This is a genomic window from Peribacillus sp. GL_122, from assembly GCF_057835005.1.
In genome coordinates this window covers 4,088,135-4,113,826 of sequence record NZ_CM174415.1, presented here as the reverse complement: position 1 = coordinate 4,113,826, position 25,692 = coordinate 4,088,135, and the positions used below count along the sequence as shown (strand labels likewise).

Sequence of the window (25,692 nt, the reverse complement as noted above, 5' to 3'; positions counted from 1 at the left end):
TCTGGAATACCCTTTTTCATTATGGAATTCAAAAAAATTGCCAATCAAATTTTCACTTTTTTCGAACCAAAAAATAAATGCCGATTGCCATCAAGGCAAATGGCCAAAACCTTTCGATGTTCGCAGTAGTTGTATCCACAAACCCGAAAGACGTTTTGATTTTATCATAGAATAATAAAGTGATCGAGATGATGAATATTACCATGCCGTGAAACATTCCAGAATTTGTTTTACGTGCCCTTAGAATAAATCCCAGAGAGATGATTAAAATAAAGATACCTATATTATCCGGCCAAATATCCAGGTTCTCGACAATGTGGAAGTGAGCCCCGAACCCGAGTAAGATGACGCCCGGCAGGATGGACTCATATTCATTACCGCTATATGCCTGAATCAGGAAGGCGGCACCAACTATACATAATAAAGTGGGCCAGCTGAAAAAGCCTGGAAAGATTTCGATTTGAGAATGTTCAAGAAAAAAATAGAGCCCGAAACCGATTAAAACGATTCCTGGGAAAATACGCTGCGTTTTCATTTTATCCTCCTATGCAATTCGATTACTTGAAGTTTTTTGCCATTTTTGATATGTTACTTTTGTACACAATGTCGAAATATATTTGTAACTTACAAATCCGCTTAGACACCTTGTAACAATTCAGGCGTTTTGGCTGTCTTTTCCATGGTAGCATACGTTTTCATAAACTGTTCATATTATATGCGTGAAACCATTTTAGTACATGGTATAATAAATTTACATGAAAAATTTTGGGGGTGCAAAACAAAAGGATGCATATTCTAGCGGTTGGTATAAATTACAAAACTGCCCCTGTAGAAATTCGGGAAAAACTATCGTTTAACGAAGCCGAACTTGCCGAGGCAATGAAAGCTCTTAAAAATAAAAAAAGCATCTTGGAAAACATTATTATTTCTACATGCAACAGGACGGAAATATATGCGGTCGGTGACCAGCTTCATACAAGCAGGTATTATATAAAGGAATTTCTTTCGGAATGGTTTAATATCGATAAAGAAGAATTTTCTAAATATCTGTTCATTTATGAAGGTGATGGGGCTGTCGAGCATTTATTTTCAGTTATCTGCGGCCTGAATTCCATGATACTGGGAGAAACTCAGATTTTGGGACAAGTACGTTCAAGCTATCTGTTAGGTCAGAAGGAAGATACGATCGGTACCGTTTTTAACCATCTCTTCAAGCAAGCCCTTACATTAGCTAAAAAAGCTCATTCGGAAACCGAAATCAATACCAATGCCGTTTCCGTCAGCTATGCGGCAGTCGAGCTTGCAAAAAAAATCTTTGGAGGCCTGAACGGCAAGAATGTTTTGATTCTTGGGGCCGGTAAGATGGGTGAGCTGGCCATTCAAAATCTTCATAGCAATGGCGCAGACAGCATTACGGTCATTAACCGTACCTTCCAGAAGGCAGTCGACCTAGCCGAGAGATTCAATGGTACGGCGAAACAGCTTCAAGAGCTGCAATGCGCTTTAGTGGAAGCTGATATCCTGATTACTTCAACTGGATCAAAAGATCTTCTTGTAACACAGGAAATGATGTCATTCGTCAATAAGCTTCGTAAAGGCCGTCCTATTTTCATGGTCGATATCGCAGTGCCGCGTGACCTCGATCCGACATTGGCCGAGCTGGAAAATGTCTTCTTGTATGACATTGACGATCTTGAAGGGATCGTGCAAGCCAATATCGAAGAACGTAAAAAAGCTGCCGAGAAAATAGAATTGATGATCGAATCAGAAATTGTGGACTTCAACCAATGGATTAATTTGCTTGGTGTGGTTCCCGTCATTTCTTCTTTACGGGAAAAATCCCTATCGATACAGAAGGAAACGATGGAAAGCATCGAAAGAAAGCTTCCGCATTTAAGCGAACGTGACAAAAAAGTTCTGAACAAGCATACGAAAAGCATCATCAACCAAATGCTGAAAGATCCGATACTATATGCAAAAGAGCTGGCAGATGAGCCGAATGCAAAAGAGCAATTGAATAATTTCATGAAAATCTTCCATTTAGAGGAATTGATTGAAGACCAGCTGGTTGCGGATGAAAAAGAACGGAACAGCTCCAAGTCATCCCTATTGAATCCAGTTCCTGTCCAGTAATGAGGTAGATATGGAATTACTAATGACAAGATTGCATGAAGCCACTGTTTTGTTGTATGCCATCAGTATGCTTTTATATTTTATCGATTTCCTTAATAATAACCAGAAGGCGAATAGGGTCGCCTTCTGGTTGCTTTCTATTGTTTGGGTACTGCAAACAATTTTTTTGTTTCTGTATGTGTTGAAAACGGGAAGGTTCCCGGTATTGACGATTTTTGAAGGCTTATATTTTTATGCATGGGTCCTCATATCGCTATCTTTAATCATTAACCGATTGCTAAGAGTCGATTTTACGGTCTTTTTTACGAATGTATTAGGTTTCATGGTCATGGCCATCCATACCTTTGCACCTGTTCAGATAGAATCTCAAGTGCTTGCACAGCGCCTGGTTTCAGAGCTATTGCTCATACATATCACTTTTGCCATCCTATCATATGGGGCATTCACGCTTTCTTTCGTTTTTTCACTTTTATACTTAATTCAATATGATTTACTGAAAAGGAAGAAATGGGGGAAACGCCTGCTTCGACTCGGCGATTTAACAAAGCTCGAGCATATGTCTTATGTCCTCGCGGTAATAGGCGTTCCATTATTAGTGGTCTCCCTTATCCTGGGGATTCAATGGGCATATATAAAAGTGCCTGGGGTATCCTGGCTGGACATGAAAATCATCGGCTCATTCATTTTGCTTATCGCTTACAGTGTGTTTTTATACTTGAAAATTCGGAAACAAATGTATGGAAGGACCCTAGCCTTTCTGAATATTGGATCTTTCATGATTGTGTTAATTAACTTTTTCCTTTTCGGAAGCCTTTCAACATTCCACTTTTGGAATACATAGGAGGAAACTATGAGAAAAATAATTGTCGGTTCTAGACGTAGTAAATTAGCGATCACCCAAACGAACTGGGTTATCGATCAACTTAAAGAGCTTGGGGTTCCATACGAGTTCGAAGTGAAGGAAATTGTCACAAAGGGTGACCAAATCCTTGATGTAACACTTTCCAAGGTTGGCGGAAAGGGCTTATTCGTTAAAGAAATCGAACACGCGATGCTTGATAAAGAAATTGATATGGCCGTACATAGCATGAAAGATATGCCTGCAGTGCTGCCTCCAGGCTTGACGATTGGCTGCATACCACCGAGAGAGGACCATCGGGATGCCTTGATATCAAAGAACCATGAAACCCTTTCCGAACTGAAGCCCGGCTCCATCATAGGTACAAGCAGCTTGCGCCGCGGCGCGCAAATTTTGGCTAGAAGGCCGGACCTTGAAATTAAATGGATTCGCGGTAATATCGATACCCGTCTGAATAAGCTGAAAACGGAAGATTATGATGCTATCATTTTAGCAGCGGCCGGACTATCAAGAATGGGATGGGAGCAGGACATCGTAACGGAATTTTTAGATGAGGATATTTGCATTCCGGCGGTTGGACAAGGAGCACTTTCCATTGAATGCCGCGAAGACGACAAAGATCTGTTGGCGGAACTTGCGAAATTGACCTGTGAAAAAACGAAAAGAACGGTTGAAGCGGAACGTGCCTTTTTGGATAAAATGGAAGGCGGATGCCAGGTTCCGATTGCCGGATTTGCGGTGGCAAAAGATAATGGATCCATTTCGTTGACGGCTTTAGTCGCTGCCCCGGATGGAAAGGTGATTTATAAAGAAATGGTTGAGGGTGCTGATCCCGAGGCGGTGGGGCATGCTGCTGCCAAACAGATTAGTGAAATGGGCGGTAAAGAATTGATCGATCGCGTAAAAGAAGAGCTTGATCAGTAATGAATCCCGTTCAACCTCTTAAGGATTATCAGGTATTAATCACCAGAGGGAAAGGACAGGCAGATGGTTTAAAAGAGTCGATCGAAAAAAATGGCGGAACGCCGCTTCTTGTGCCATTGCTTGAGTTCACTCTTCCTGATCATATGGAAGATGTACAACAGCGGTTAGAAGAGTTGCTTACATATGACTGGATCATTCTGACCAGTCAAAATGGGGTGGATTTCTTCTTTAAGCTACTTGGAAACCAGCCTTTAAAGCTTCCGAAAATAGCCGTAATCGGCTCCAAAACAGAAGCGGCCCTGAAACGACATGGATATAAGGCGGATTTTGTTCCAGCTCAGTTTGTTGCCGAAGGATTCGTGGCGGAGTTCAATACCCGGCTTGATCCGGGGGCACGCGTGCTGCTGGCAAAAGGAAATCTCGCAAGGGCAGTCATTGCGGAGGCGATCAATGAAGCTGGTGCATCTTGTGATGAAGTGATTATTTATCATACAGTGCTTCCCCGAAGCAGTGAAAAAAAACTGGTGCGTCTTATAAAGAACCATGAAATCGACATCATAACCTTTACGAGTTCATCGACGGTCAATCATTTTTTACAGATCATGAAACGCCATGAATTGGATACATACATAGACCGGATCATCATCGCCTGTATCGGGCCGATTGCCGCTAAAACGGCTGAAAAACATGGGCTATCCGTAGATGTCTGTCCAGATGTTTATACGACGGATGCCATGGTTGCGGAGTTAATACGCTTCATCTTGAAAAGAAGTAAAAAGGGAGGAACTTTAAAATGAAAAACATTCCATTCAATCGCCACCGCCGCTTGCGTGCAAGTGCTGGCATGAGGGCATTAGTCCGTGAAACACAATTGCATAAAGAGGATTTGATCTATCCGATCTTCGTCATCGACGGGGAAAATGTGAAAAATGAAATCAACTCTATGCCAGGCATCTATCAGCTTTCCATGGATAATCTGGGGGCCGAAATGGATGAAGTCGTGAGTCTGGGAATTAAATCAGTCATTTTATTCGGTGTCCCTTTTGATCATGATAAGGACGAACAGGGCACAGGGGCATTTCATCACAACGGACTTGTGCAAGAGGCAACCCGCTTTATTAAAAAACAATATCCTGAAGTTATTGTCATTGCGGATACCTGCCTTTGTGAGTATACAAGCCATGGCCATTGCGGGGTCGTTGAAGGGGAAAAAATCCTCAATGACGCTTCTCTTGACCTTCTTGCCAAAACGGCAATCAGCCAGGCAGAGGCCGGCGCCGATATCATTGCGCCTTCCAATATGATGGACGGTTTCGTTGCGGCCATCCGTACAGGTCTGGATGAAGCGGGTTATGAAGATATTCCGATCATGTCCTATGCGGTGAAATATGCTTCGGCCTTTTACGGCCCATTCCGTGATGCTGCGAATGGTGCGCCGCAATTTGGCGACAGGAAAACTTACCAAATGGATCCCGCCAATCGCCTTGAAGCGTTCCGTGAGGCTGAATCCGATGTTGCTGAAGGTGCGGATTTCCTAATCGTGAAACCAGCCCTTTCCTACATGGACATCATCAGGGACGTTAAGAATAACTTTAATCTTCCGGTTGTTTCCTATAATGTCAGCGGTGAATATTCAATGGTTAAGGCTGCTGCCCAAAATGGCTGGATTGATGAAAAAGTGATAGTGATGGAAATGCTGACAGGCTTGAAACGCGCAGGTTCCGACTTGATCATTACGTATTTTTCAAAAGAGGTAGCACGCTGGATAAACGAAGATAATCAATGATATAAAAAATATAACCTGTAATGGAAAAAGGGGATTGAATCATGCGGTCATATGAAAAATCGAAAAAAGCGTTTGCCGAAGCAAAAAATTTGATGCCAGGCGGCGTGAACAGCCCGGTACGTGCCTTCAAATCTGTGGACATGGATCCCATTTTCATGGAGCGTGGAAAAGGCTCAAAAATGTATGATATCGATGGAAATGAATATATCGACTATGTTCTATCATGGGGACCGCTTATCCTGGGTCACACGAATGACCGTGTCGTGGAATCATTGAAAAAGGTAGCGGAATCAGGTACAAGCTTTGGAACTTCTACGCTAATAGAGAATGAACTGGCCAAGTTGGTCATTGAACGGGTGCCTTCGATTGAAATGATCCGGATGGTATCTTCAGGAACCGAAGCGACGATGAGTGCACTAAGGCTGGCACGAGGCATTACAGGCCGTGATAAAATCCTGAAATTCGAAGGTTCCTATCATGGCCATGGCGATTCATTGCTAATCAAAGCGGGTTCAGGCGTTGCAACATTAGGTTTACCGGATAGCCCTGGAGTACCGGAAGGCATTGCAAAAAATACGATTACCGTAGCATATAATGATCTTGCTGCAACCAAATATGCGTTTGAACAATTTGGCGAAGACATCGCTTGCATCATCGTAGAGCCTGTTGCAGGGAACATGGGCGTGGTTCCGCCACAACCTGGTTTCCTCGAAGGCTTACGTGAAGTGACGACCCAATACGGGGCTCTATTGATCTTTGACGAAGTTATGACAGGGTTCCGTGTCGGCTATAATTGTGCACAAGGCTATTTTGGCATCGTACCTGACCTGACTTGCCTTGGGAAAGTAATTGGCGGCGGTTTGCCTGTCGGAGCATTCGGAGGCAAGCGCGAATTCATGGAACAAATTGCCCCGAGTGGGACAATTTATCAAGCGGGTACATTATCTGGTAACCCTCTTGCGATGACGGCTGGCCTTGAAACGCTGAGCCAATTGACTCCAGAATCCTATGATGAGTTCACCCGAAAAGGGGATATGCTCGAAAAAGGAATTGGCGAAGCAGCGGAAAAGTACGGAGTTCCCCATACATTCAACCGTGCCGGTTCCATGATTGGACTTTTCTTTACTAATGAAGAAGTCATAAACTATGATACAGCTAAAACATCCGACTTAGAGTTCTTTGCTTCTTACTATAGGGAAATGGCGAATCAAGGCATCTACTTGCCGCCGTCACAGTTTGAAGGTTTATTCCTGTCCACTGCACATAGTGATGAAGATATCGAAAAGACCATTGCAGCGGCAGAAAAGGCTTTTGCAAAGTTAAAAAAATGATGCAAGGCTTCATGAACTACCGCTATATTCGATAATAATAAATTTGAACTGGCTACCATTTTTCCAAAGGCTTTTGGAGAAAGGCAGCCAGTTTTTTTGAATTCAATCGGTAAATGGAAGAAACGAATCAAAAGTAGGAGGCCGCTTGATACAATCCAGCGTAATTTTAGCCTGAAAATTGAAACTCCTTCTTTTTAAAAGGCTTAGGAAATATAAGGAGTATTGCAAATGAAATTAAGGAATAATCAGCTTCCTCCCTTCATAGATTGATATTGGTATAGGTACCGTTTCCTGAAGCTGAAAGGAGGAGTTGTCTTGTCGCAAGAAAATGAATCGTATTTACGATTTTCTTTAGAGGAATCCGTTTGGTTCCAGAAGGGACAGGAAGTGGCTGAGCTATATTCCATTTCCCTTGATCCAAATGTGGCGATTCAAGAAAGTGATCAATATGTTTATATACGAGGCTCGTTAGATTTAAGCGGTGAATACAAAGGCTCGCAAAATGGTGAAGAAGAGGAGTTTTCGCAGACCTTTTTGCCAAAAGCGGTTCAAAAGGTCGAGAGGCATCTCGATGGACTTAATGAGTTCACACACCGTTTTCCGGTTGATATAACGATTCCGAATAATCGGATTGCCTCATTGGATGAGGTCGATGTCTCGATTCAAAGCTTTGATTATGCAATGCCAGAGCATAACTGTTTGAAATTGCAGGCGGACCTTTTGATAACCGGAATCTATAATGATTCATATGTGGAAGAACGTTTCGATACCGAGCAGGAAGTTGGAGAAATAGAGGAACAGGAAGAAACGGATGGGGAAAATGAGTCATATATTCCTTATGCAGCTGCAGTGCCGCCAATCCCGGATTTTCAGCCTGTTTTCCGTGATGAGGAGGAAGAAGAGTTATACGCGCCTTTTTCTGCTGAATCAAAACGAGTTTCTGAAGCAAACGAAGAAGAAGAAGAGGAACCGATTTATTTAAGCGATCAGCATAATGTCCCAGTTTTTGAAATGCCCGTTTCACCATATCCTGAAGAGGAGGAGTGGGAAACGGAAGTGCATAGAGAGGAAGAAGCTGTAGAAGAAGAAGTAATTGGCGATCCGCCTGACTCCGCGGAAAAGGTACCTTCAATGGGAGAGGCGAAACTGGAGGAAGTACCAAGCAGGCAGGATTCCGTGGAGAAGATGGAGATTCCTAAGGTGACATTGAGAGAAGAAGTAGTGGAAGAGCCAAGTCATGCAACCAAGCATCAAAATAGCCCGGTTGCAAATTTAGAAACCGAGGATGTCATCATGCAGGGAGAAGATGACGTTGCAGCGGGTCCTATCCTTAATGAGAATGTGAAGGTGGAGCAGGAAGAGGAATCCAATTCGTCCATAAGCGATCTATTCAAAAAGAGGGAAAGACCAGCGCCTCCGGCTAAGGAGGTTAAGAATTTCAAAGGCAGGAAGCAAGCCGCGGAACGTGATGATAAAGAAACGGCCGATCATGATGAAAAGCAGCTATCCATCATGGATTTATTCGGACGGAAACAAGAAGAAGAACTGGTAAGGATGAAGGTTTGCATTGTTCAGCAAGGGGAAACGCTTGATGACTTGGCTCAACGATATGATGTTACGGTTCAATCGATACTTTTCAGCAATGAATTGGAGTCGAATCAGAACGTCCATGAAGGGCAAGTCATCTATATACCGAAGGCGGTTGCATATAAGAATTGACCAGGACAGAGAGCAGAGCATATGGTCTGCTCCTGTTTTTTAGGTGCTAGAGGAATCGGATCGTTTAGTTTTTTTAGAGAAAGTGAGTGAGTCTCGTGAGGGAAAACGAGAATCAGCAGCCTGCCAATCGGGATCGGGACACGGAGACCGTATTGAAGGAATATGCCATGTATGTACAATATATTGAGGACTTCGGACGTGTAAAAAAAATATACAGTGATCGCGGTACATTTGCCTTGAAATCCATGTTACCGCAGAACGGCATTGATTTTATCAAAAATGTTCAAAAATTGTACCATCGAGGCTATAACCGGATCGTTCCCATTTATCAAACGATGGATCAGCGTTACGCCGTTCTTCATAATGGACGTTTGTATTACCTGATGCCCTGGCTCAATAATGAAAGGGACGGGGAGCGCGATGAAAATCATAAGCAAATGTTCAGGGAGCTTGCTCGGATGCATACACTTTCCGTTAAGGAAATACAAGTGGATATCGAGGAACGGGAAGCCCATTATGAGCGGACGCTTGATGCCTGGAATAACGAGAAGGACTTTATCGATGAGTATATTGTCAGCTGTGAAAAGAAGTGGTATATGTCTCCATTCGAACTGACGGTTTGTTCTTTCTACACTGATATTTCACAGGCGCTGAAGTACTCGATCAAGAAGTTTGAAACCTGGTATGAAAAAACGAAGGATAGTGAAAAGGTTCGAACCGTGGTCACGCACGGAAAGGTTTCCATGAAGCATTTTGTTTATGATGAGCGGGGTTATGGCTACTTCATCAATTTTGAGAATTCGAATACGGCTCCGCCGCATTTCGATTTACTGCCATTTCTCGTTAAATCGGCCAGGACCTATCCTGTCCAATGCGATGACTGCGTTGACTGGCTATATAACTATTTTCGTTATTTTCCGTTGAAAGAAGAAGAATTGCTGCTCATGCAAAGCTATCTGGCATTCCCTGGGTCAGCTTTGGAATTAGTGAAGGGTTACTCCGACGGCAGGGGTCATCGTTCAGAGCTTGATAATGTTACACAATTGCAGCGGCAATTTTGGCTTTTGAAAAATATTGAATATATGGTGATGAAAATCGAAGAAATCGAACAGCAGAAAAAGGCTGCTGCCGATGCTGCCAAAGAACAATCACCCCCAAGCTAAATATACATGATTGGATCATCTCCAGTCATGTATATTTTTTTGCTGTAAGGGAATACTTAAATCCAGTCGAAATACAAAGACATGGCCAGGAAAATAAAGGCGATTAGCAAGAGCATATCGAAAAAAGTCGGGAAAATCAGCGTACGTAATCCTTGGAACACAATAAAGGGGAAGATGAACTGCTGGCAGACACCGCGGAATTTCTTCACCCAAGGCGGTAAAGTATAGGGAGTATATCTTCGCTTCATATTATTACCTTCCTTTTTAGGACTTCTTATATTCTATGGGTGGGCAGTGGAAAAGGTGAAACAGCCGTCACATTCACTGTTCCTGGAGGATAAAATAAAGAAAATGAACATGAATTGTATCAAATGGGATGATTACTGAGAAAGTAAGCGAAAAGATGATTGACTGGAGCCCCATGTTTTTTGTACTATATACTATATGCATTCAATGATTTTACATATGAATATAAATCAATGCAAAGACCGGAAATAGTAAGATGAAATGCACTTTTCAGAGAGGAAACCAAATTGGTGCGAGGTTTCCAGGCAGCAGCATCCGAAGTCGTCCGCGAGCAGTCTTCGTGAACCTCTTAGTAGCGAAGGCCGGTGAAGAGCCGTTATCCGATTTGAGAGCCGAAAGAGATTTTTTTCTTTTTCGGAAAAAAGGTGGCACCGCGAACAACTTCCTTCGTCCTTTTGTGATGATGGAAGTTTTTTTTATGCCCAAAAAGGAGGAAATGTTATGGAAGAGAACCAAATTTCTATGCCGACTAAATATGATCCGCAGACGATAGAGAAAGGCCGCTACAAATGGTGGCTTGATGGAAAGTTTTTCGAAACGACGGGTGACGATAAAAAAGAACCATATACGATTGTCATCCCGCCGCCTAACGTGACAGGTAAGCTTCATCTTGGCCACGCTTGGGATACGACGCTTCAAGATATATTGACACGCATGAAGAGGATGCAAGGCTATGACGTTTTATGGTTACCGGGCATGGACCATGCCGGTATCGCCACTCAAGCGAAAGTAGAACAGAAACTTCGTGCTGAAGGCGTGAGCCGTTATGACCTTGGGCGAGAAAAATTCGTCGAAGAGACATGGAAATGGAAAGAGGAATATGCGAGCCATATCCGTGAACAATGGTCAAAGCTCGGTCTTGGACTTGATTATACACGTGAACGCTTCACTCTTGATGAAGGGCTTTCAAAAGCTGTGCGCGAAGTGTTCGTTTCGCTTTATAACAAGGGCTTGATTTATCGCGGCGAATACATCATCAACTGGGATCCATCAACGAAAACGGCGTTATCCGATATCGAGGTTATTTACAAAGATGTACAGGGCGCATTTTACCATATGAAATATCCTTTGGTTGACGGATCAGGTGAAATTGAAATTGCCACCACCCGTCCAGAAACGATGCTTGGCGATACTGCTGTTGCTGTTCACCCTGAAGATGACCGTTATAAACACTTGATCGGCAAAATGGTCCGCTTGCCAATTACAGGCCGGGAAATCCCGATTGTCGGTGATGATTATGTCGATATGGAATTCGGTTCAGGCGCGGTCAAAATTACTCCGGCCCATGATCCGAATGACTTCGAAATCGGGAACCGTCACGATTTGGAACGCATCCTTGTCATGCATGAAGATGGCTCGATGAATGAAAAGGCTGGTAAATATGAAGGCATGGACCGTTTTGAATGCCGGAAACAAATCGTCAAGGACCTTCAGGAAGAAGGAGTACTTTTCAAAATCGAAGATCACCTTCACTCAGTCGGCCATTCAGAGAGAAGCGGTGCTGTTGTTGAACCATATCTTTCGACTCAATGGTTCGTTAAAATGCAGCCGTTGGCTGATGCATCCGTTGAGCTTCAAAAAGGAACCGATGAGGAAAAAGTTCATTTCGTACCGGACCGTTTCGAAAAAACGTACCTGCATTGGATGGAAAATATCCGTGACTGGTGCATTTCCCGTCAGCTTTGGTGGGGTCACCGCATTCCAGCCTGGTACCATAAAGAAACAGGTGAAGTGTATGTAGGTCACGAAGAGCCTGCGGACGCTGAAAACTGGGAACAAGATACAGATGTTCTTGATACATGGTTCAGCTCGGCATTATGGCCGTTCTCGACTATGGGCTGGCCTGACAAGGACAGTGTCGATTTCCAACGCTACTATCCAACCGGGGCACTTGTGACAGGCTATGATATCATTTTCTTCTGGGTATCGCGGATGATTTTCCAAGCTCTTGAGTTCACAGGTGAACGTCCATTTGAAGATGTGCTGATCCACGGTCTGGTTCGTGACGAACAGGGGCGCAAGATGAGTAAATCGCTTGGCAATGGTGTCGATCCGATGGATGTAATCGATCAATACGGTGCCGATTCGCTGCGTTACTTCTTATCCACGGGCAGCTCGCCAGGCCAGGACCTTCGTTATAGCACGGAAAAAGTGGAAGCGGTTTGGAACTTCTCCAATAAGATTTGGAACGCATCTCGTTTTGCTTTGATGAACATGAACGGCATGACTTATGACGAAATCGATTTAAGCGGTGAGAAGTCTGTAGCTGATAAATGGATCTTGACGCGTTTGAATGAAACGATTTCAAACGTAACCAGACTTGCGGACCGTTATGAGTTTGGTGAAGTGGGCCGTGTGCTTTACAACTTCATTTGGGATGATTTTTGTGACTGGTATATTGAAATGGCGAAGCTTCCGCTATATGGCGAAGACGAAGCAGCTAAGAAAACGACGCGCTCGATCTTGGCTTATGTACTGGATAACACGATGAGATTGTTACACCCGTTCATGCCATTCATTACCGAAGAAATCTGGCAGAACCTACCGCATCAAGGTGAGTCCATCACTGTTGCCGCTTGGCCGGAAGTGAATGAAGGGTTGACGGATACAGCTGCAGCCGAGGAAATGAAGCTGCTGGTTGAAATCATCCGCTCCGTCCGTAATATCCGTGCTGAGGTGAACACACCGCTAAGCAAAAAAATCAATTTGATCTTAAAAGCGAAAGATGAGTCCATCTTAGGGACATTACAGAAAAACAGCAGCTATATCGAGCGTTTCTGTAATCCTGAACAATTGACGATCGGAATCGAAGTCGAAGAACCTGCTCAAGCCATGACAGCTGTCGTAACTGGCGTAGAGCTAATCCTTCCGCTTACAGGACTGATCAATATTGACGAAGAAGTGAAACGTCTTGAAAAAGAACTCGACAAACTTAATAAAGAAGTTGAGCGCGTACAGAAAAAATTGGGCAACGAGGGCTTCGTTAAAAAGGCGCCGGCAAGCGTCATCGAAGAAGAACGTGCCAAGGAAAAAGACTATAGCGAAAAACGCGACTCTGTAATCCACAGGATCAGCGAACTGAAACAACTATAAAACAAAAGGATGAACCAGCTTGAAGCTGGTTCATCCTTTTTGTGTTTAAACGCTATTTAAGAAAAATATTCCGTTAGGATGATATTCTTTCTTTTATGAATGTAAGGTATTCCCGTACGATATTCATATCACTTAGTGCACTTAATGTCCGGCTGCCGACGACATCCTCTATTTCGTTGAGCATGAGGCTGCCATCTTCCGCAAATATGAAATCGATACCGACCAGGCCAAAATCAAATGACCTCATTACTCTTTCAACAAGGGCTAATTCAGAAGCAGTCAGCTCATATAGAGAAGCCGATCCGCCCAGCGTATAATTTGCCTTGAAACTGGAAGCGGATTCCCTAAGTACAGCAGCCTTCACTTTTTTCCCAACCACGAAGACGCGGATATCCCTACCGAATAAGCCAGGTTTTTGGACTATCCAATTTCCATCATACAGTTCGGCAAGATCATCGGCATGCTCGATTAAATATACTTGCTTCCCGCCGCGGCCACGTGTTTCCTTAGCAATGAAAGGGAACTCCATGTCATCGGCACTCGGCCTCCCGTTACAATATACGGTATCGGCCATTGGAATCCCGAGCGAGGACAAATATTGATGAGTCTTTGCTTTGTCATTCGCGATTTCCGATACGAAGGAGGAGTTAAAGCAAGCAATCCCCAGTTGCTCAAGTTGCTTTGTAAAAAAAGGGTCGATGGTCCGGACGATAGCAAAGTTCGGCAATGAAATTGGCTGTGTCCCATGTTCCACGTACAACTCGTTGAAACGATGACCGATCCTAAGGTCTTCCCGAAAGTGAAAGTGTAAATCAAGATCAAGCTTACTTGCTTCGTCAAGCATCCATTCTATGTATCCCTTATTTTTCAAGGCATCCTCACGGTTATAAATCAACCAGCCTGCTTGTTTTTTCATCAGATGCACTTCCTTTTCCTAATTCTTTCAAGATATAATCGAACATGCTATCAGCGATGTTGATGCCTGTACAATCATAAATATTCAGTAAATGCGAATTCGAATTCACTTCGCACAAAAGCGGACCTTCTTCACCGAATAACAAATCGACGCCAGCGAAGTCGGCACCCAGTATTTGTGCACATCGGATGGCAAGTTGTGCTTCTTCACTGGTGGGTATATATGGTGCAGCCTGCCCCCCGGCAGTCATATTAGCTCGGAAGTCTTGCTCGGAATGGCGTTGCATCGCTGCTATGACTTGATTGCCCACGACATTCACACGAATATCCCGACCTTTGCTGTGCTTGATGAATTCCTGGAGGATAAATAGTTTGTGGCCAAGATTATGGATCGTCTTTAGTAACTCATCCTCTGTTTGGATTAAATATACTTGTTCCCCAAATGAACCGTATGCTTCCTTAACGATAAGGGGATACCCAAGTTCATTGCCGATTTGTATGAAAGCATCCATATTGACTCTTTCAATCCCTTCGTACGTAAAAGGGGGAAATATGGTTTTCGGCATCGGTATACCATGCCCGGTCAATGCTTGATGTGTTTTTGCTTTGCTGTCGCAAATATCGATCGCTGTACTGCTGTTATATACGGGGATGCCGAGCAATTCCAAATGGCGCGCCAAATGAATGTCTTTATCCATGAACAGGACAAAATCAGGCAGCTTATCAAAGGCACCTTTAAGCAGTGGCACTCCTTTTTCGATAATGGGAATGAGATCTGAATTGCGGATAAGGGTTGCCATGATATCTTTCCTTTCAGCCGCCTCTTTAATGAACAAAGCCAAACTGGAAAACTTATCATGCTGTAAATAGCCGTTAACGACAATCCAACAGTGGAAATCTGAAGGTTTCATAGTAAAACACTACCTTTCATCTAGGTTAATCGTTCATATATTGATAAAATAATCTTAACGCATAAGAGCGGTATAAAGAAAGAGGAGGCTCAACGATTATGGTCACAACCATGAAAGAAATCAATCATTTTTTTGAACGGCGCCAAGTTCAATTGGGCATGAATTTTGGCCTATCACGGATGGAAGCATTGTTAACTGAATTAGGTGACCCGCACAAGGCGCTAAAGTATATTCACATTGCAGGATCCAACGGGAAAGGATCAACACTGCAATATATTAAAGAAATCCTGCTTGCCCAAGGCATTCGGGTCGCTTCCTTCACTTCTCCTTATTTAATACGGATGAATGAGCAGCTGAAGATAAATGAGGATGAAATCAGTGATAAGGATTTTATCGCTGTCTTCCAGGAGCTTTGGCCGATCATCCAAGAGATGGACAGTAAGGGGAATGGTCCCACTCAGTTCGAAATTTTGACTGCGATGGCATTCTCTTATTTTAGCCAAAAGGAAGTGGATTTGGTTTTGATGGAAACCGGTTTGGGAGGAAGGCTCGATACAACGAATGTCATCCAGCCGTTTCTTTCGATCATTACCTCGATTTCTTTGGAACATACGAACATCCTGGGAAACACACTTGGGGAAATTGCTTTTGAGAAGGCGGGCATCATTAAAAGCGGGGCGCCGATCATTAGCGGAGTCACAGCCGGGGAACCAGCAAAAGTAATTGAAGAAAAAGCGTCGTCATTAGGCGTACCTTATTACCAATTAGGCAAAGACTTTCATGTAGGCAAAATAAAGCAAAGTGAACGTGGGCAAAGTTTCTCCTTTTCGCTTGCAGACAGGTCCATAGAAAATGTGGAAATGCGGATGTTAGGCCGTCATCAAATGGAGAATGCGGCACTGGCCATTGCTGCTGTCACATTAGGAATGGAAAATATCGATGAAAAAAGCATACTTAAAGGAATAGGGGAAGCGAAATGGGATGGCCGCTTTGAAAAAATATCGGATGGGCCGTTGGTGATCATTGATGGTGCACATAATCCTGCCGGCATCGACGTACTGAAGGAAACGCTAAAAGTGCATTACCCCGACTATAAGTACCGATTCGTATTCAGTTCATTTAAAGATAAAAATTATTCCGAGATGCTTCATGGACTGGAAACGGAAGCGATGGAAATCATCATTACCGAATTCGACCATGAACGGGCGGCGGATGCGAAAACGCTTTATGAAAAGTGCAGTCATCCAAATAAAAGGATAAACAGGGATTGGCAGGCGGCAATAACGGAAGGCAGAAGGAAAACAGGGGAAAAAGAGATTCTTGTCATCACAGGGTCCCTTCATTTCCTTTCACTTGTGAGGGAGTTCCTGATCAGAGAAGATGCCTAAAGGGAGGTGTCTTTACCGGCGGACTAATTAATTTTCCCGAATGCATATTTAGAAAGCATCCTCTTCACCTCAAGTTTTATTAATTCTATTTTTAAAACAATAAAGACTTTAGGCAAAAGGATTCTATCTATAAGTTAAAACAAAGTTGATTGGAGCGGGTGTTCGAGACTCCTGCTTAGAACAGCGAGTCCAGGGGAGACCCCGCAGGCGCAAAGGCGCCGAGGAGGCTCACGGACCGCCCGCGGAAAGCGAGTGCCTCACGTTCCAATCAACGTTCAAATTGCACAAACGCCTAAAGAAACTGTAGACAAACTCGGTTTTCATCGAGTTTGTCTACAGTCTGGGAAAGGGATCTTTTCAAAGGTCCTTTTCTATTGTAAACAGAGTCTCTTGAAAAGAAAAAACTCTAATAGAGTGATTGATAACAAATCACCAAGTATATTTGTTAAAATATGTTTATATATTGATTCTATTTGACTGGTGAATAGTAGGATCTACTTAATAAAATAACGGAAGGAATGATAATCATGAAGAACCTAAGTGATTATTACATAGCGGAAGGGACTTTTATATTAGGGTTTCAAAGAAAGGCAATCGAATCCTCATGCACTATGTATAAATGATGGTTATCCATATCTATCTCTTCGTTTTGGGCTTAATTTTAGGCTCATTCTTCAACGTTGTCGGTTTAAGTGTTCCAGCTAGTCATTCATTTGCTAATCGTCGCTCCGCCTGCCCTTCTTGCGGGCGTACATTGACATTCTTCGAGTTGATACCGGTTATTTCTTATATGTTGCAAGAAGGGAAATGCCGTGGCTGTAAAACAAGGATTTCACCCCTTTATCCGGCAGTGGAAATGCTGACCGGTGTTTTGTTTACCTCTGCTCCCATATTCCTTGGCTGGTCGAACGAACTCTTGATTGGCTGGACATTGATTTCATTATTTATGATCATCTTCGTGACTGATGTCGCCTATATGCTCATTCCTGATAAAATACTGCTTTTCTTTACGGTGATTTTTATCGTTCTAAGAGTCCCATTTCCGCTGTCGCCCTGGTGGGATTCAATTGTCGGGGCAACGGTTGGCTTTAGCCTGCTGTTATTGATTGCTGTCGTGAGTAAGGGTGGCATGGGTGGTGGTGATATCAAGCTATTTGCAGTGATTGGTTTTGTACTGGGAATGAAGATGGTGCTATTATCGTTTCTTTTTGCGTGCTTTTATGGGGCGTTCCTTGGCATCATCGGGTTGCTGACCGGAATCCTAAAAAAGAAAACACTTATTCCTTTCGGACCTTATATCGTTTTTGGGACATTGACTGCTTATTTTTGGGGCGATGTCCTTTTACATTGGTATGTAACCTTTTTAAGATGAGTTTAAAGGGCCATCCTCATGCAAGAGGAATTTGTCAAAAATCACCTGAATAATAGCGGAGTTGGGAACTATCCCCAAATGGCTGCAAGTGAAGATTACATGAAAGAGGAATGTATGTAATTGGTGAGAGGTGATATTGAATGGTTCATGAACCAGAAGTACCAGTACCTGGAAACCTTGTTTAGTTACCCATATATGAATAGGGAAATTTGACGAAACCTATTAATGACAAGACGACAAAAGTCTTGTTATTTTTTTTTACCTCTATGTTAGGATGAACAAAATGATCTGGAGGGGAGGAAAAAAATTGGGCAAGCCGGAACAAAGCAAGGGTGTAACGATTAAAATAAATGGGGAAGAAAAAGTATTTCCAGATAAAAAGATTGAAAGTCAAGAGGCGGCGAGTAAGGAGCAGGGGCAGGAACACACTGATGAGAGTTTCGAATGGATACTCCCTGAGGATTCAAACGAAAACAAAATCGTATTGGTTCCCTCACCGCCGAAGAAGAAAATGCCGAAGTTCATCGGTTTTGGCACCAGTTCGCTGAAAAGCTCGGATAACAGACCGATCAAGACATTCATGATCGCTGTCATTTGTGCCGTCTTTTTTGGGTCGATTCTTGGCTTGATCGCCGTTAAAACGATTACAAAGGAAAAAGCAGAAGTATCTTCGGTCGAGACCCCGATTCCAACGGAAGCCACTGTTGAGGATAAAAAAGCGGCAGTGACTGAACCAGGAAACCAGCTGAAGACATTCCTTGTACAGGGAGGAGTATTCAGCAGCGAGGATGCAGCAAGGCAAATACAAAAGAAAATCATTGAAAAGCAGGTTCCTGCTGAAATTTTCAAATTGGAAGACAGCTATTATCTATTCTTGGGAACGGCAGAGAGTCTAGCTGCAAGTAAGGAGCTGGCCTTGTTCTTAAAGTCCTATGATGTGGACGTATATTGGAAGGAAATCAATTTTGAAGCGGCCGGGACAAGCCAGGAAGATGAGAAAACCCTCGATAAGATGAAGGCGATATACGCTTCGTTGGCAGAAACATCCGCAACAAAGCTTCGTGGAAAGGGAGGGATGGTAAACGAAGAAACCCTGAAAAAAAACATGGATGAACTGAAGACGGTGAAATTATCGCCGGAGTTTTCGAAAATGAACGATGACCTGACTGCTGCCGCAAAGTCGATTGACGAATATGGGACTTCCAAAAATGAAGAAAAGCTATTCCAGGCTCAAGAAAGTCTGCTTGATTTTTTATTGAATTTCCAAAACATATCGAGTTAAGTAAAGAAAAAAAAGGGGAGCTGCCTAATGGGACAAGCTCCCCAATATGAAACCATCTGTGACACCTTTTTTATTTTCCGGGAAATACTTACAGGCATTTGTCGATTCCTAGTAAACAATAATTGTGGATTGCAACATAATTTGGTAGGATAGATATTGTATCTCCCTATGTAAAGAAAGGTGACTTTTATATTATGCATCCATTGATTTTAGCTTCTTCATCACCACGTCGTAAAGAACTTCTACAATTTCTTCAAATCCCCTTTGAAAGCATGAATTCCAATGTCGATGAAAGTATTGATGAAAACATGTGTCCTGATGCAGCGGTGAAAGAACTGGCCTCCCGTAAAGCGGAAGCCATCGCAGCAAAATTTCAGGAAAGCTGGGTGATCGGCTCGGATACCGTTGTTGTCCTTGATGGTGAGATATTGGGTAAGCCGACAAGCCGGGCGGATGGAAAAAGAATGCTGGAAAAGTTATCAGGACGGACACATGAAGTATACACAGGTGTCGCCATCCTATTCGGCAAGCATCGCAGAGTATTCGCAGAAAAAACGGAAGTGACATTTTGGGAGCTGCCAGAAGCTGAAATCGAACGTTATCTGGATAGCGGTGAACCCTTTGACAAAGCTGGCGGCTATGGGATTCAAGGATACGGATCTCTTCTTGTCGAACAAATCAAAGGGGACTATTTCTCAGTCGTTGGGCTTCCGGTCTCAAGACTGGCCCGGGAACTTAAAGCGATGCAGGAAGAGTTAGGATAAGATAATTTGATTTCGTCTGGCATCTTCCCTTTTCTAAGGAAGGGTTGATCTTTTGAGCGAAAAAATGTTAATACGGGATTACCCGAAAGAAGAGAGGCCGCGCGAAAGGTTTCTGCAGGACGGGCCGCAAAGTCTCTCCAATCAGGAATTGCTTGCTTTGCTACTCAGGACGGGGTCAAGGGAGGAATCAGTCCTGCAACTATCCGGCAGGCTCATCAATTCCTTCAAGGGCCTGCGCTTGCTAAAAGAAGCCTCTGTGGAAGAACTGACCGTGATCAAAGGGATTGGTGAAGCAAAAGCGATTCAAATCCTGGCCTCTGTCGAACTTGGCAGGAGAATTAACAATTTGAATGATCAAGACCGTTATGTGATTCGATCTCCTGAAGATGGAGCCAATTATTGCATGGAAGAAATGCGGTTTTTATCACAGGAACATTTCGTCTGTCTCTATTTAAATACGAAAAATCAAGTGCTTCAAAAAACTACGGTATTCATCGGCAGCCTCAATGCCTCGATCGTGCATCCGCGCGAGGTTTTTAAAGAGGCTTTCAAAAGGTCCGCTGCCTCTATCATCTGTCTTCATAACCACCCCTCCGGAGACCCCTCTCCCAGCAGAGAAGATATTGAAGTGACGAAAAGGTTAGTCGAATGTGGTAAAATAATCGGGATTGAAATATTGGACCACATCATTATCGGGGAACATAAATATGTTAGTTTGAAGGAAAAAGGTTATTTATGACACTATCAAAATTTTTGACGATACGATATAATATTGTTTATGATTTTTAAAAGAGGAAACTTTTTCAAAGGGTCTTATTGTCAAAAAACGACAAATTATTATTTGAACTTATAAAAAGGCATTTTTGTTTACGAAAGGGAGATACCATAATGTTTGGAATTGGCGCTAGAGATATAGGGATTGATTTAGGAACGGCGAATACGCTTGTTTATGTAAAAGGAAAAGGTATCGCTGTACGTGAACCATCGGTTGTAGCTGTGCAAACAGATACAAAGCAAATCGTTGCAGTCGGAAACGATGCGAAAAACATGATCGGCCGTACACCTGGTAACGTGGTAGCCCTTCGCCCGATGAAGGATGGAGTAATTGCTGATTATGAAACGACGGCTACCATGATGAAGTACTATATGAAGGAAGCTCAAAAGAAGGGCGTATTCGGCAACAAGCCATATGTCATGATTTGTGTGCCTTCTGGAATTACGGCAGTTGAGCAGCGTGCAGTCATCGATGCAGCTAGACAAGCAGGAGCCCGTGACGCATATCCTATCGAAGAACCGTTTGCAGCAGCAATCGGTGCAGACCTTCCGGTTTGGGAGCCTACAGGAAGCATGGTCGTTGATATCGGCGGAGGAACGACGGAAGTGGCAATCATTTCCCTTGGCGGAATCGTTACAAGCCAATCGATCCGTATTGCCGGTGACGAAATGGATGATGCCATTATCGTTTATATCCGTAAGAACTACAATTTGATGATCGGTGAGCGGACTGCTGAAGCGATCAAAATGGAAATTGGTTCTGCTGGAGACACGGAAGGCGTAGAAAACATGGAAATTCGCGGACGTGACCTATTGACTGGATTACCGAAAACGATCGAAATCACAGCTGAGGAAATATCCAAAGCATTAAGCGACACAGTTTCTGCAATTGTGGATTCCGTGAAAAACACTTTAGAGAAAACACCACCTGAATTAGCCGCTGACATCATGGACAGAGGCATTGTATTGACAGGCGGGGGTGCTTTGCTGCGCAATCTGGATAAAGTCATCAGTGAAGAAACGCAAATGCCGGTGATCATCGCTGAAAATCCGCTGGATTGTGTTGCAATCGGAACGGGAAAAGCGCTTGACCACATTCATTTATTCAAGACTAAATCAAGAGATTCGCGATAAGCATTACTTCTCAAATAGGGCCGGCTCAACAAAAGGTGCAATTTTGAGCCGGTTTTTCTTATGTTTTGCAGTTTAATTAAATCAAAGTGTAATTTTAAGACAATAGAGTAAATTTTAGATAGAGGTGTAATCACCATGCCACAGTTTTTTAATAAAAAGCTCCTTCTCTTGCTCGTTAGTATTATCGTTCTCGTGGCATTGATCGGTTTTTCATTAAGGGAGAGAGAAGAGTTGACTTGGCCGGAGCAATTCCTGAAAGATACGACTGGCTGGGTAGGAAATGTGTTTAATAAGCCAGTATCGGGTATAACAGGTTTTGTAGGGGGCTTAAAAGACCTTCAACATACATACGATGAAAACAAAAAATTGAAAGCCCGCTTGGATGAATACGTATTATTGAAAACCCAAGTCCAAGATTTAAAGGAAGAAAATGAAGAACTTCGCGATAACCTCAAAAAAGAAGATGACCTGCGGAAGTATTCGCCCACTCAGGCGACGGTCATTGGACGTAATCCTGACCGCTGGCATGAAATGCTGACGATCAATAAAGGGAAGCGTAATGGGGTAGAAAAAAATATGGCAGTCATCACGTCCAATGGGTTAGTCGGTAAGGTGAAATCAGCGACGGATTTCACGGCCTCGGTTCAACTTTTAAGTTCGATCGATAAAGCCAACCGTGTCTCAGCCATCGTTCAAGGTGATGATAAAGCATATGGCTTGATTGAAGGATTCGATGATAAAAAGAACCTTTTGCTGATGAAACGAATTCCATATGATAAAAAGATCAAGAAAAATTCATTGGTCATCACATCCGGTTATGGAGGGATCTTTCCGAAAGGTCTGCTGATCGGGAAAGTTGTCGATGTCAAAGTGGATCAATATGGATTGAACCAGACCGCATATATTGAACCTTCGACGGATTTTTATGATATTAATAATGTTATGGTCGTTCAGCGCGAAGTGGACGGTGTACCGAAAGAAAGTGAAGGGGAGGATGAAGCTGAGTGAGATATTTCATCCTTTCTTTTATAGCCTTGGTTTTTTTTGTTTTTGAAAGCATCTTCGCCCAGATGTTCGCTGGAGATGCATTCGGGTCCGATAAAATCCTCGTGCCCCATTTCATGATGATTTTCGTTTTTTTCCTGACCATGTACGGGTCCAGGAAAATGGGTATGCTTTATGGGGCGATTCTTGGGTTGACTTATGATGTTGTATATACGGAAATCCTTGGGACTTACATGTTCCTGCTGCCTTTTCTTGCCTATCTGATATCGAAAAGCATGAAAATCCTGCAAAATAATATTTTGATTGCCTGCCTTACTGCGCTTTTATTCACGGCAGTTTTAGAGGTCGTCATTTTTCAGATGAATATCATCCTATCTTTTGCAGATATGGGATTTGGTGAATTTGCGGAACGGAGATTGATTCCGACATTATTATTGAATCTAGCGTTCATTATCATCAGCTGCTATCCTTTAAAGAGAATGATTGAAAAGCTTGATTTGCAAAGAGAAACGGAATAACGTTCCTGTGTCTTAAGAAGCAGGTGGGAAATGTATTTTCTCTTTTCCGTGTACGTAGAAAAAGGAAATTTGTTTTCCTATGTCGAATTATATTTCATTGAGGTGAAACAAACGTCATGAATAAAAGAATTCAGCAAAATGTCATGATTAAGGGAACAAAAGACGGGTTTATGCTTCATCTCGATGATTCTTGCTCATTTTCCGAATTATTGAAAGAGTTAGAAGTGAAGCTTTCGGCAAACTATCAGTTTCAAGAAAATGACCCGTCCATTTCCGTAAAAGTACATACAGGGAACCGCTATCTTGATGAACAACAAGAAGAAAAGATTAAAGAGGTCATCCATAAAAAGAAGAAGCTTTTCGTAGATGAGATGATTTCGAATGTCCTGACGAAGGATGAAGCGAAACGATGGAAAGATGAAAACCAAGTGACGACCGTGACCAAGGTCATAAGGTCGGGACAGGTTTTTGAAGTTCCCGGAGACTTACTTTTAATTGGGGATGTCAATCCCGACGGAACGGTTCGTGCGGGTGGCAACATATATATCATGGGACAGCTAAAGGGAATAGCCCATGCCGGTTATAAAGGGAATAATGAGGCCATAATAGCAGCCTCTGTCATGAAGCCTGCCCAACTGCGCATTGCCGGACAAGTGAATTTATCTCCTGACCAATATACGAAATGGGGACATGACTTGGAATGCGCCTTCATGGATGAAGAAGAAAATATCATTATAGAAAAACTGCAAGTCTTAAAGAAATATAGACCTAATTTAAATAGATTAGAAGGGGGTCTCTAATCGTGGGAGAGGCAATAGTTATAACATCCGGTAAGGGTGGTGTCGGGAAAACGACCACCTCCGCCAATTTAGGAACATCTTTAGCTCTTCTAGGTAAGAAGGTTTGCTTGATTGATACGGATATTGGTCTTCGGAATTTGGATGTGATCATGGGATTGGAAAATCGCATCATCTATGATTTGGTCGATGTGGTCGAAGGGCGCTGTAAGATACACCAGGCGCTCATTAAGGATAAACATTTCGAGGATTTGCTTTATTTGCTTCCAGCTCCACAAAATAGTGATAAAACAGTGGTGAATGAAGAGCAGATGAGGAAACTCATAAGCGATATGAAGCCTGACTATGATTATGTCATCATTGATTGCCCTGCAGGCATTGAACAGGGCTTCAGGAATGCCATAGCTGGTGCAGATAAGGCAATCATCGTTACGACTGCAGAGAGACCGGCTGTCAGGGATGCAGACCGTATTATTGGCTTGCTTGAAAAAGAAGAGCATATTGAACCGCCTCAATTGATTATCAACCGGATTCGCGGCCATTTGCTACATGAGGATGAAGAAATGGACATCGATGGAGTTGCCGATTTTCTTAAGATTGATTTGATCGGCGTTATTCCTGATGATGACCAAGTCATTGTGGCAGCGAATAAAAAGGAACCCATTGCCTATAATCCGGACAATAGAGTTTCGCTTGCCTATCGGAACATTGCCAGAAGGATCCTTGGTGAATCTGTGCCCTTGACTCCAATTGGCAGCGAACCAAAGGGCTTCATGTCCAAATTGAAAAAATTCTTTAGCGTGCGGTAAATCTATATTCTTTTGTCAGGAAGCGGGGAGCATTTGATGCCCTCGCTTTTTTTTTATGCTTCTTGCAAAATAAAAAAGGCAAGCCATATACTGGCCTGCCTGATCTATATGCTAAAAATGCAGCGCGGGTTATCCGCGTCTTCCGCCTCTTCCGCCGCGTTTTGACTCGGTGCTGCGTTTAAGAGTCGATAAATTTTCTTCACTAGTCTTTAAAAAGCGAACCATTTTATCTTCGAAATTTTCCTTTGGTTGGAAATTACCTTTTGAACGAAAATCTTTAGAACGGCTATCCCCTTGGCGTGGTGGGCGTTTGGTATAAGAAGAGGTTTGCCCTTCGGGTCTATCTATAGCCTTTTTGATGGACAAGGCAGTTTTTCCGTCTTTCTCACTAATCACTTTTACTTCAATTTGGTCGCCTACTTTAAGATGGTCATTTACGTCTTTTACATAGCTATCTGCTACCTCACTGATATGCACAAGACCTGTTGAGCCTCCTGGTAATTCTACGAATGCTCCAAAATTAGTGATACCTGTTACTTTACCTTGTACTTTGCTGCCTATTTCGATTGACATAAAAAAATGTTCCCCCTCGATAATGTTAAAACCACTTTATTATAACAAATTTCGGGGAACAATATCAATCTCAATTATTCGATTTTCTGAATCAATAACCGAATCTCCTTGGAAATTCATAAGTTTCCGGATGATT

24 protein-coding genes and 1 other annotated feature are annotated in these 25,692 nt (G+C 43.0%); of the genes, 19 read left to right on the top strand and 5 right to left on the bottom strand.

Annotated elements, in window-relative coordinates; all coding sequences use genetic code 11:
- Nucleotides 1-52: 52 nt before the first annotated feature.
- Nucleotides 53-535 (bottom strand): LiaI-LiaF-like domain-containing protein, encoded by a 483-nt coding sequence (locus AC3ISB_RS19885; RefSeq protein WP_098370057.1) that lies wholly within the window; start codon nt 533-535, stop codon nt 53-55.
- Nucleotides 536-786: 251 nt separating this feature from the next.
- Here AC3ISB_RS19885 and hemA point away from each other — a divergent pair, with 251 nt between their 5' ends.
- The 8 genes from hemA (at nt 787) to ysxE (ending at nt 9,915) form a co-directional block, all read left to right on the top strand.
- On the top strand, nt 787-2,133 hold the full coding sequence (gene hemA / locus AC3ISB_RS19880) for a glutamyl-tRNA reductase (RefSeq protein WP_489273985.1): 1,347 nt from the start codon (nt 787-789) through the stop codon (nt 2,131-2,133).
- Between the two features lie 10 nt (nt 2,134-2,143).
- Complete coding sequence (locus tag AC3ISB_RS19875; RefSeq protein ID WP_048688893.1) at nt 2,144-2,974, top strand: cytochrome C assembly family protein; 831 nt, start codon at nt 2,144-2,146, stop codon at nt 2,972-2,974.
- Between the two features lie 9 nt (nt 2,975-2,983).
- Complete coding sequence (hemC, locus tag AC3ISB_RS19870) at nt 2,984-3,916, top strand: hydroxymethylbilane synthase (protein ID WP_489273982.1); 933 nt, start codon at nt 2,984-2,986, stop codon at nt 3,914-3,916.
- Entirely contained in the window at nt 3,916-4,713 is a 798-nt protein-coding gene (locus AC3ISB_RS19865) for a uroporphyrinogen-III synthase (protein WP_144526596.1), read from the top strand. Before hemC ends, AC3ISB_RS19865 begins: the two co-directional genes overlap by 1 nt.
- Complete coding sequence (gene hemB, locus AC3ISB_RS19860) at nt 4,710-5,702, top strand: porphobilinogen synthase (RefSeq protein ID WP_489273979.1); 993 nt, start codon at nt 4,710-4,712, stop codon at nt 5,700-5,702. Before AC3ISB_RS19865 ends, hemB begins: the two co-directional genes overlap by 4 nt.
- A 41-nt stretch (nt 5,703-5,743) precedes the next feature.
- Nucleotides 5,744-7,033, top strand: a complete 1,290-nt coding sequence (gene hemL / locus AC3ISB_RS19855) for a glutamate-1-semialdehyde 2,1-aminomutase (RefSeq protein ID WP_098370061.1) — start codon at nt 5,744-5,746, stop codon at nt 7,031-7,033.
- Nucleotides 7,034-7,348: 315 nt separating this feature from the next.
- Nucleotides 7,349-8,752 (top strand): stage VI sporulation protein D, encoded by a 1,404-nt coding sequence (gene spoVID / locus AC3ISB_RS19850; protein WP_489273976.1) that lies wholly within the window; start codon nt 7,349-7,351, stop codon nt 8,750-8,752.
- 95 nt (nt 8,753-8,847) lie between these two features.
- Nucleotides 8,848-9,915, top strand: a complete 1,068-nt coding sequence (gene ysxE / locus AC3ISB_RS19845; RefSeq protein WP_480338554.1) for a spore coat protein YsxE — start codon at nt 8,848-8,850, stop codon at nt 9,913-9,915.
- Nucleotides 9,916-9,971: 56 nt separating this feature from the next.
- Here the strand turns inward: ysxE and AC3ISB_RS19840 are convergent, their stop codons facing one another.
- Nucleotides 9,972-10,163: a hypothetical protein gene (locus AC3ISB_RS19840; protein ID WP_098370063.1), complete on the bottom strand. Its 192-nt coding sequence runs from the start codon at nt 10,161-10,163 to the stop codon at nt 9,972-9,974.
- 227 nt (nt 10,164-10,390) lie between these two features.
- Nucleotides 10,391-10,619: a binding site (T-box leader), on the top strand.
- Between the two features lie 43 nt (nt 10,620-10,662).
- On the opposite strand from AC3ISB_RS19840, the gene AC3ISB_RS19835 reads away from it, so the two are divergent.
- Nucleotides 10,663-13,314 (top strand): valine--tRNA ligase, encoded by a 2,652-nt coding sequence (locus AC3ISB_RS19835; protein ID WP_076364941.1) that lies wholly within the window; start codon nt 10,663-10,665, stop codon nt 13,312-13,314.
- 73 nt (nt 13,315-13,387) lie between these two features.
- Here AC3ISB_RS19835 and AC3ISB_RS19830 read toward each other — a convergent pair whose 3' ends face one another.
- Together AC3ISB_RS19830 and AC3ISB_RS19825 are read right to left on the bottom strand one after the other, a co-directional pair.
- A complete protein-coding gene (locus AC3ISB_RS19830; RefSeq protein ID WP_489273973.1) occupies nt 13,388-14,230 on the bottom strand; it encodes an ATP-grasp domain-containing protein in 843 nt (280 codons plus the stop codon).
- The gene (locus tag AC3ISB_RS19825; protein WP_489273971.1) at nt 14,199-15,140 is read right to left on the bottom strand and encodes an ATP-grasp domain-containing protein; all 942 of its coding nucleotides are present in this window, start codon (nt 15,138-15,140) and stop codon (nt 14,199-14,201) included. The genes AC3ISB_RS19830 and AC3ISB_RS19825 overlap by 32 nt, the downstream gene beginning before the upstream one ends.
- A 98-nt stretch (nt 15,141-15,238) precedes the next feature.
- On the opposite strand from AC3ISB_RS19825, the gene AC3ISB_RS19820 reads away from it, so the two are divergent.
- From AC3ISB_RS19820 to minD, 10 genes are all read left to right on the top strand, one after another.
- Nucleotides 15,239-16,528, top strand: a complete 1,290-nt coding sequence (locus AC3ISB_RS19820; RefSeq protein ID WP_489273969.1) for a bifunctional folylpolyglutamate synthase/dihydrofolate synthase — start codon at nt 15,239-15,241, stop codon at nt 16,526-16,528.
- A 619-nt stretch (nt 16,529-17,147) separates the two neighbouring features.
- Nucleotides 17,148-17,900, top strand: a complete 753-nt coding sequence (locus AC3ISB_RS19815; RefSeq protein ID WP_489273967.1) for a prepilin peptidase — start codon at nt 17,148-17,150, stop codon at nt 17,898-17,900.
- 307 nt (nt 17,901-18,207) lie between these two features.
- Complete coding sequence (locus AC3ISB_RS19810) at nt 18,208-19,182, top strand: hypothetical protein (RefSeq protein ID WP_480338559.1); 975 nt, start codon at nt 18,208-18,210, stop codon at nt 19,180-19,182.
- A 194-nt stretch (nt 19,183-19,376) separates the two neighbouring features.
- Nucleotides 19,377-19,946: a Maf family protein gene (locus AC3ISB_RS19805; protein ID WP_489273965.1), complete on the top strand. Its 570-nt coding sequence runs from the start codon at nt 19,377-19,379 to the stop codon at nt 19,944-19,946.
- Nucleotides 19,947-20,010: 64 nt separating this feature from the next.
- Nucleotides 20,011-20,685: a RadC family protein gene (gene radC, locus AC3ISB_RS19800; RefSeq protein WP_098370111.1), complete on the top strand. Its 675-nt coding sequence runs from the start codon at nt 20,011-20,013 to the stop codon at nt 20,683-20,685.
- 149 nt (nt 20,686-20,834) lie between these two features.
- Nucleotides 20,835-21,854, top strand: coding sequence for a rod shape-determining protein (locus AC3ISB_RS19795; RefSeq protein WP_034308871.1), 1,020 nt, complete (start codon nt 20,835-20,837; stop codon nt 21,852-21,854).
- Nucleotides 21,855-21,989: 135 nt separating this feature from the next.
- Nucleotides 21,990-22,862 (top strand): rod shape-determining protein MreC, encoded by an 873-nt coding sequence (gene mreC, locus AC3ISB_RS19790; RefSeq protein ID WP_034308869.1) that lies wholly within the window; start codon nt 21,990-21,992, stop codon nt 22,860-22,862.
- Nucleotides 22,859-23,377 (top strand): rod shape-determining protein MreD, encoded by a 519-nt coding sequence (gene mreD / locus AC3ISB_RS19785; RefSeq protein WP_098370073.1) that lies wholly within the window; start codon nt 22,859-22,861, stop codon nt 23,375-23,377. Before mreC ends, mreD begins: the two co-directional genes overlap by 4 nt.
- Nucleotides 23,378-23,493: 116 nt before the next feature.
- Nucleotides 23,494-24,177, top strand: coding sequence for a septum site-determining protein MinC (gene minC, locus AC3ISB_RS19780; RefSeq protein WP_063232834.1), 684 nt, complete (start codon nt 23,494-23,496; stop codon nt 24,175-24,177).
- A gap of 2 nt (nt 24,178-24,179) precedes the next feature.
- Complete coding sequence (gene minD / locus AC3ISB_RS19775) at nt 24,180-24,983, top strand: septum site-determining protein MinD (RefSeq protein ID WP_034308862.1); 804 nt, start codon at nt 24,180-24,182, stop codon at nt 24,981-24,983.
- A 129-nt stretch (nt 24,984-25,112) separates the two neighbouring features.
- Here minD and AC3ISB_RS19770 read toward each other — a convergent pair whose 3' ends face one another.
- Nucleotides 25,113-25,556 carry a S1 domain-containing RNA-binding protein gene (locus AC3ISB_RS19770; protein ID WP_034308861.1) on the bottom strand — a complete coding sequence of 148 codons (444 nt, stop codon included), beginning with the start codon at nt 25,554-25,556 and terminating at the stop codon, nt 25,113-25,115.
- Nucleotides 25,557-25,692 lie beyond the last annotated feature (136 nt).

Excerpts from the sequence above, each read along its gene's own strand:
- AC3ISB_RS19885 (WP_098370057.1), bottom strand. The coding sequence starts at position 535 with ATGAAAACGCAGCGTATTTTCCCAGGAATCGTTTTAATCGGTTTCGGG.
- hemA (WP_489273985.1), top strand. The coding sequence starts at position 787 with ATGCATATTCTAGCGGTTGGTATAAATTACAAAACTGCCCCTGTAGAA.
- AC3ISB_RS19875 (WP_048688893.1), top strand. The coding sequence starts at position 2,144 with ATGGAATTACTAATGACAAGATTGCATGAAGCCACTGTTTTGTTGTAT.
- hemC (WP_489273982.1), top strand. The coding sequence starts at position 2,984 with ATGAGAAAAATAATTGTCGGTTCTAGACGTAGTAAATTAGCGATCACC.
- AC3ISB_RS19865 (WP_144526596.1), top strand. The coding sequence starts at position 3,916 with ATGAATCCCGTTCAACCTCTTAAGGATTATCAGGTATTAATCACCAGA.
- hemB (WP_489273979.1), top strand. The coding sequence starts at position 4,710 with ATGAAAAACATTCCATTCAATCGCCACCGCCGCTTGCGTGCAAGTGCT.
- hemL (WP_098370061.1), top strand. The coding sequence starts at position 5,744 with ATGCGGTCATATGAAAAATCGAAAAAAGCGTTTGCCGAAGCAAAAAAT.
- AC3ISB_RS19840 (WP_098370063.1), bottom strand. The coding sequence starts at position 10,163 with ATGAAGCGAAGATATACTCCCTATACTTTACCGCCTTGGGTGAAGAAA.
- AC3ISB_RS19835 (WP_076364941.1), top strand. The coding sequence starts at position 10,663 with ATGGAAGAGAACCAAATTTCTATGCCGACTAAATATGATCCGCAGACG.
- AC3ISB_RS19830 (WP_489273973.1), bottom strand. The coding sequence starts at position 14,230 with ATGAAAAAACAAGCAGGCTGGTTGATTTATAACCGTGAGGATGCCTTG.
- AC3ISB_RS19825 (WP_489273971.1), bottom strand. The coding sequence starts at position 15,140 with ATGAAACCTTCAGATTTCCACTGTTGGATTGTCGTTAACGGCTATTTA.
- AC3ISB_RS19820 (WP_489273969.1), top strand. The coding sequence starts at position 15,239 with ATGGTCACAACCATGAAAGAAATCAATCATTTTTTTGAACGGCGCCAA.
- AC3ISB_RS19815 (WP_489273967.1), top strand. The coding sequence starts at position 17,148 with ATGATGGTTATCCATATCTATCTCTTCGTTTTGGGCTTAATTTTAGGC.
- AC3ISB_RS19805 (WP_489273965.1), top strand. The coding sequence starts at position 19,377 with ATGCATCCATTGATTTTAGCTTCTTCATCACCACGTCGTAAAGAACTT.
- radC (WP_098370111.1), top strand. The coding sequence starts at position 20,011 with ATGTTAATACGGGATTACCCGAAAGAAGAGAGGCCGCGCGAAAGGTTT.
- AC3ISB_RS19795 (WP_034308871.1), top strand. The coding sequence starts at position 20,835 with ATGTTTGGAATTGGCGCTAGAGATATAGGGATTGATTTAGGAACGGCG.
- mreC (WP_034308869.1), top strand. The coding sequence starts at position 21,990 with ATGCCACAGTTTTTTAATAAAAAGCTCCTTCTCTTGCTCGTTAGTATT.
- minC (WP_063232834.1), top strand. The coding sequence starts at position 23,494 with ATGAATAAAAGAATTCAGCAAAATGTCATGATTAAGGGAACAAAAGAC.
- AC3ISB_RS19770 (WP_034308861.1), bottom strand. The coding sequence starts at position 25,556 with ATGTCAATCGAAATAGGCAGCAAAGTACAAGGTAAAGTAACAGGTATC.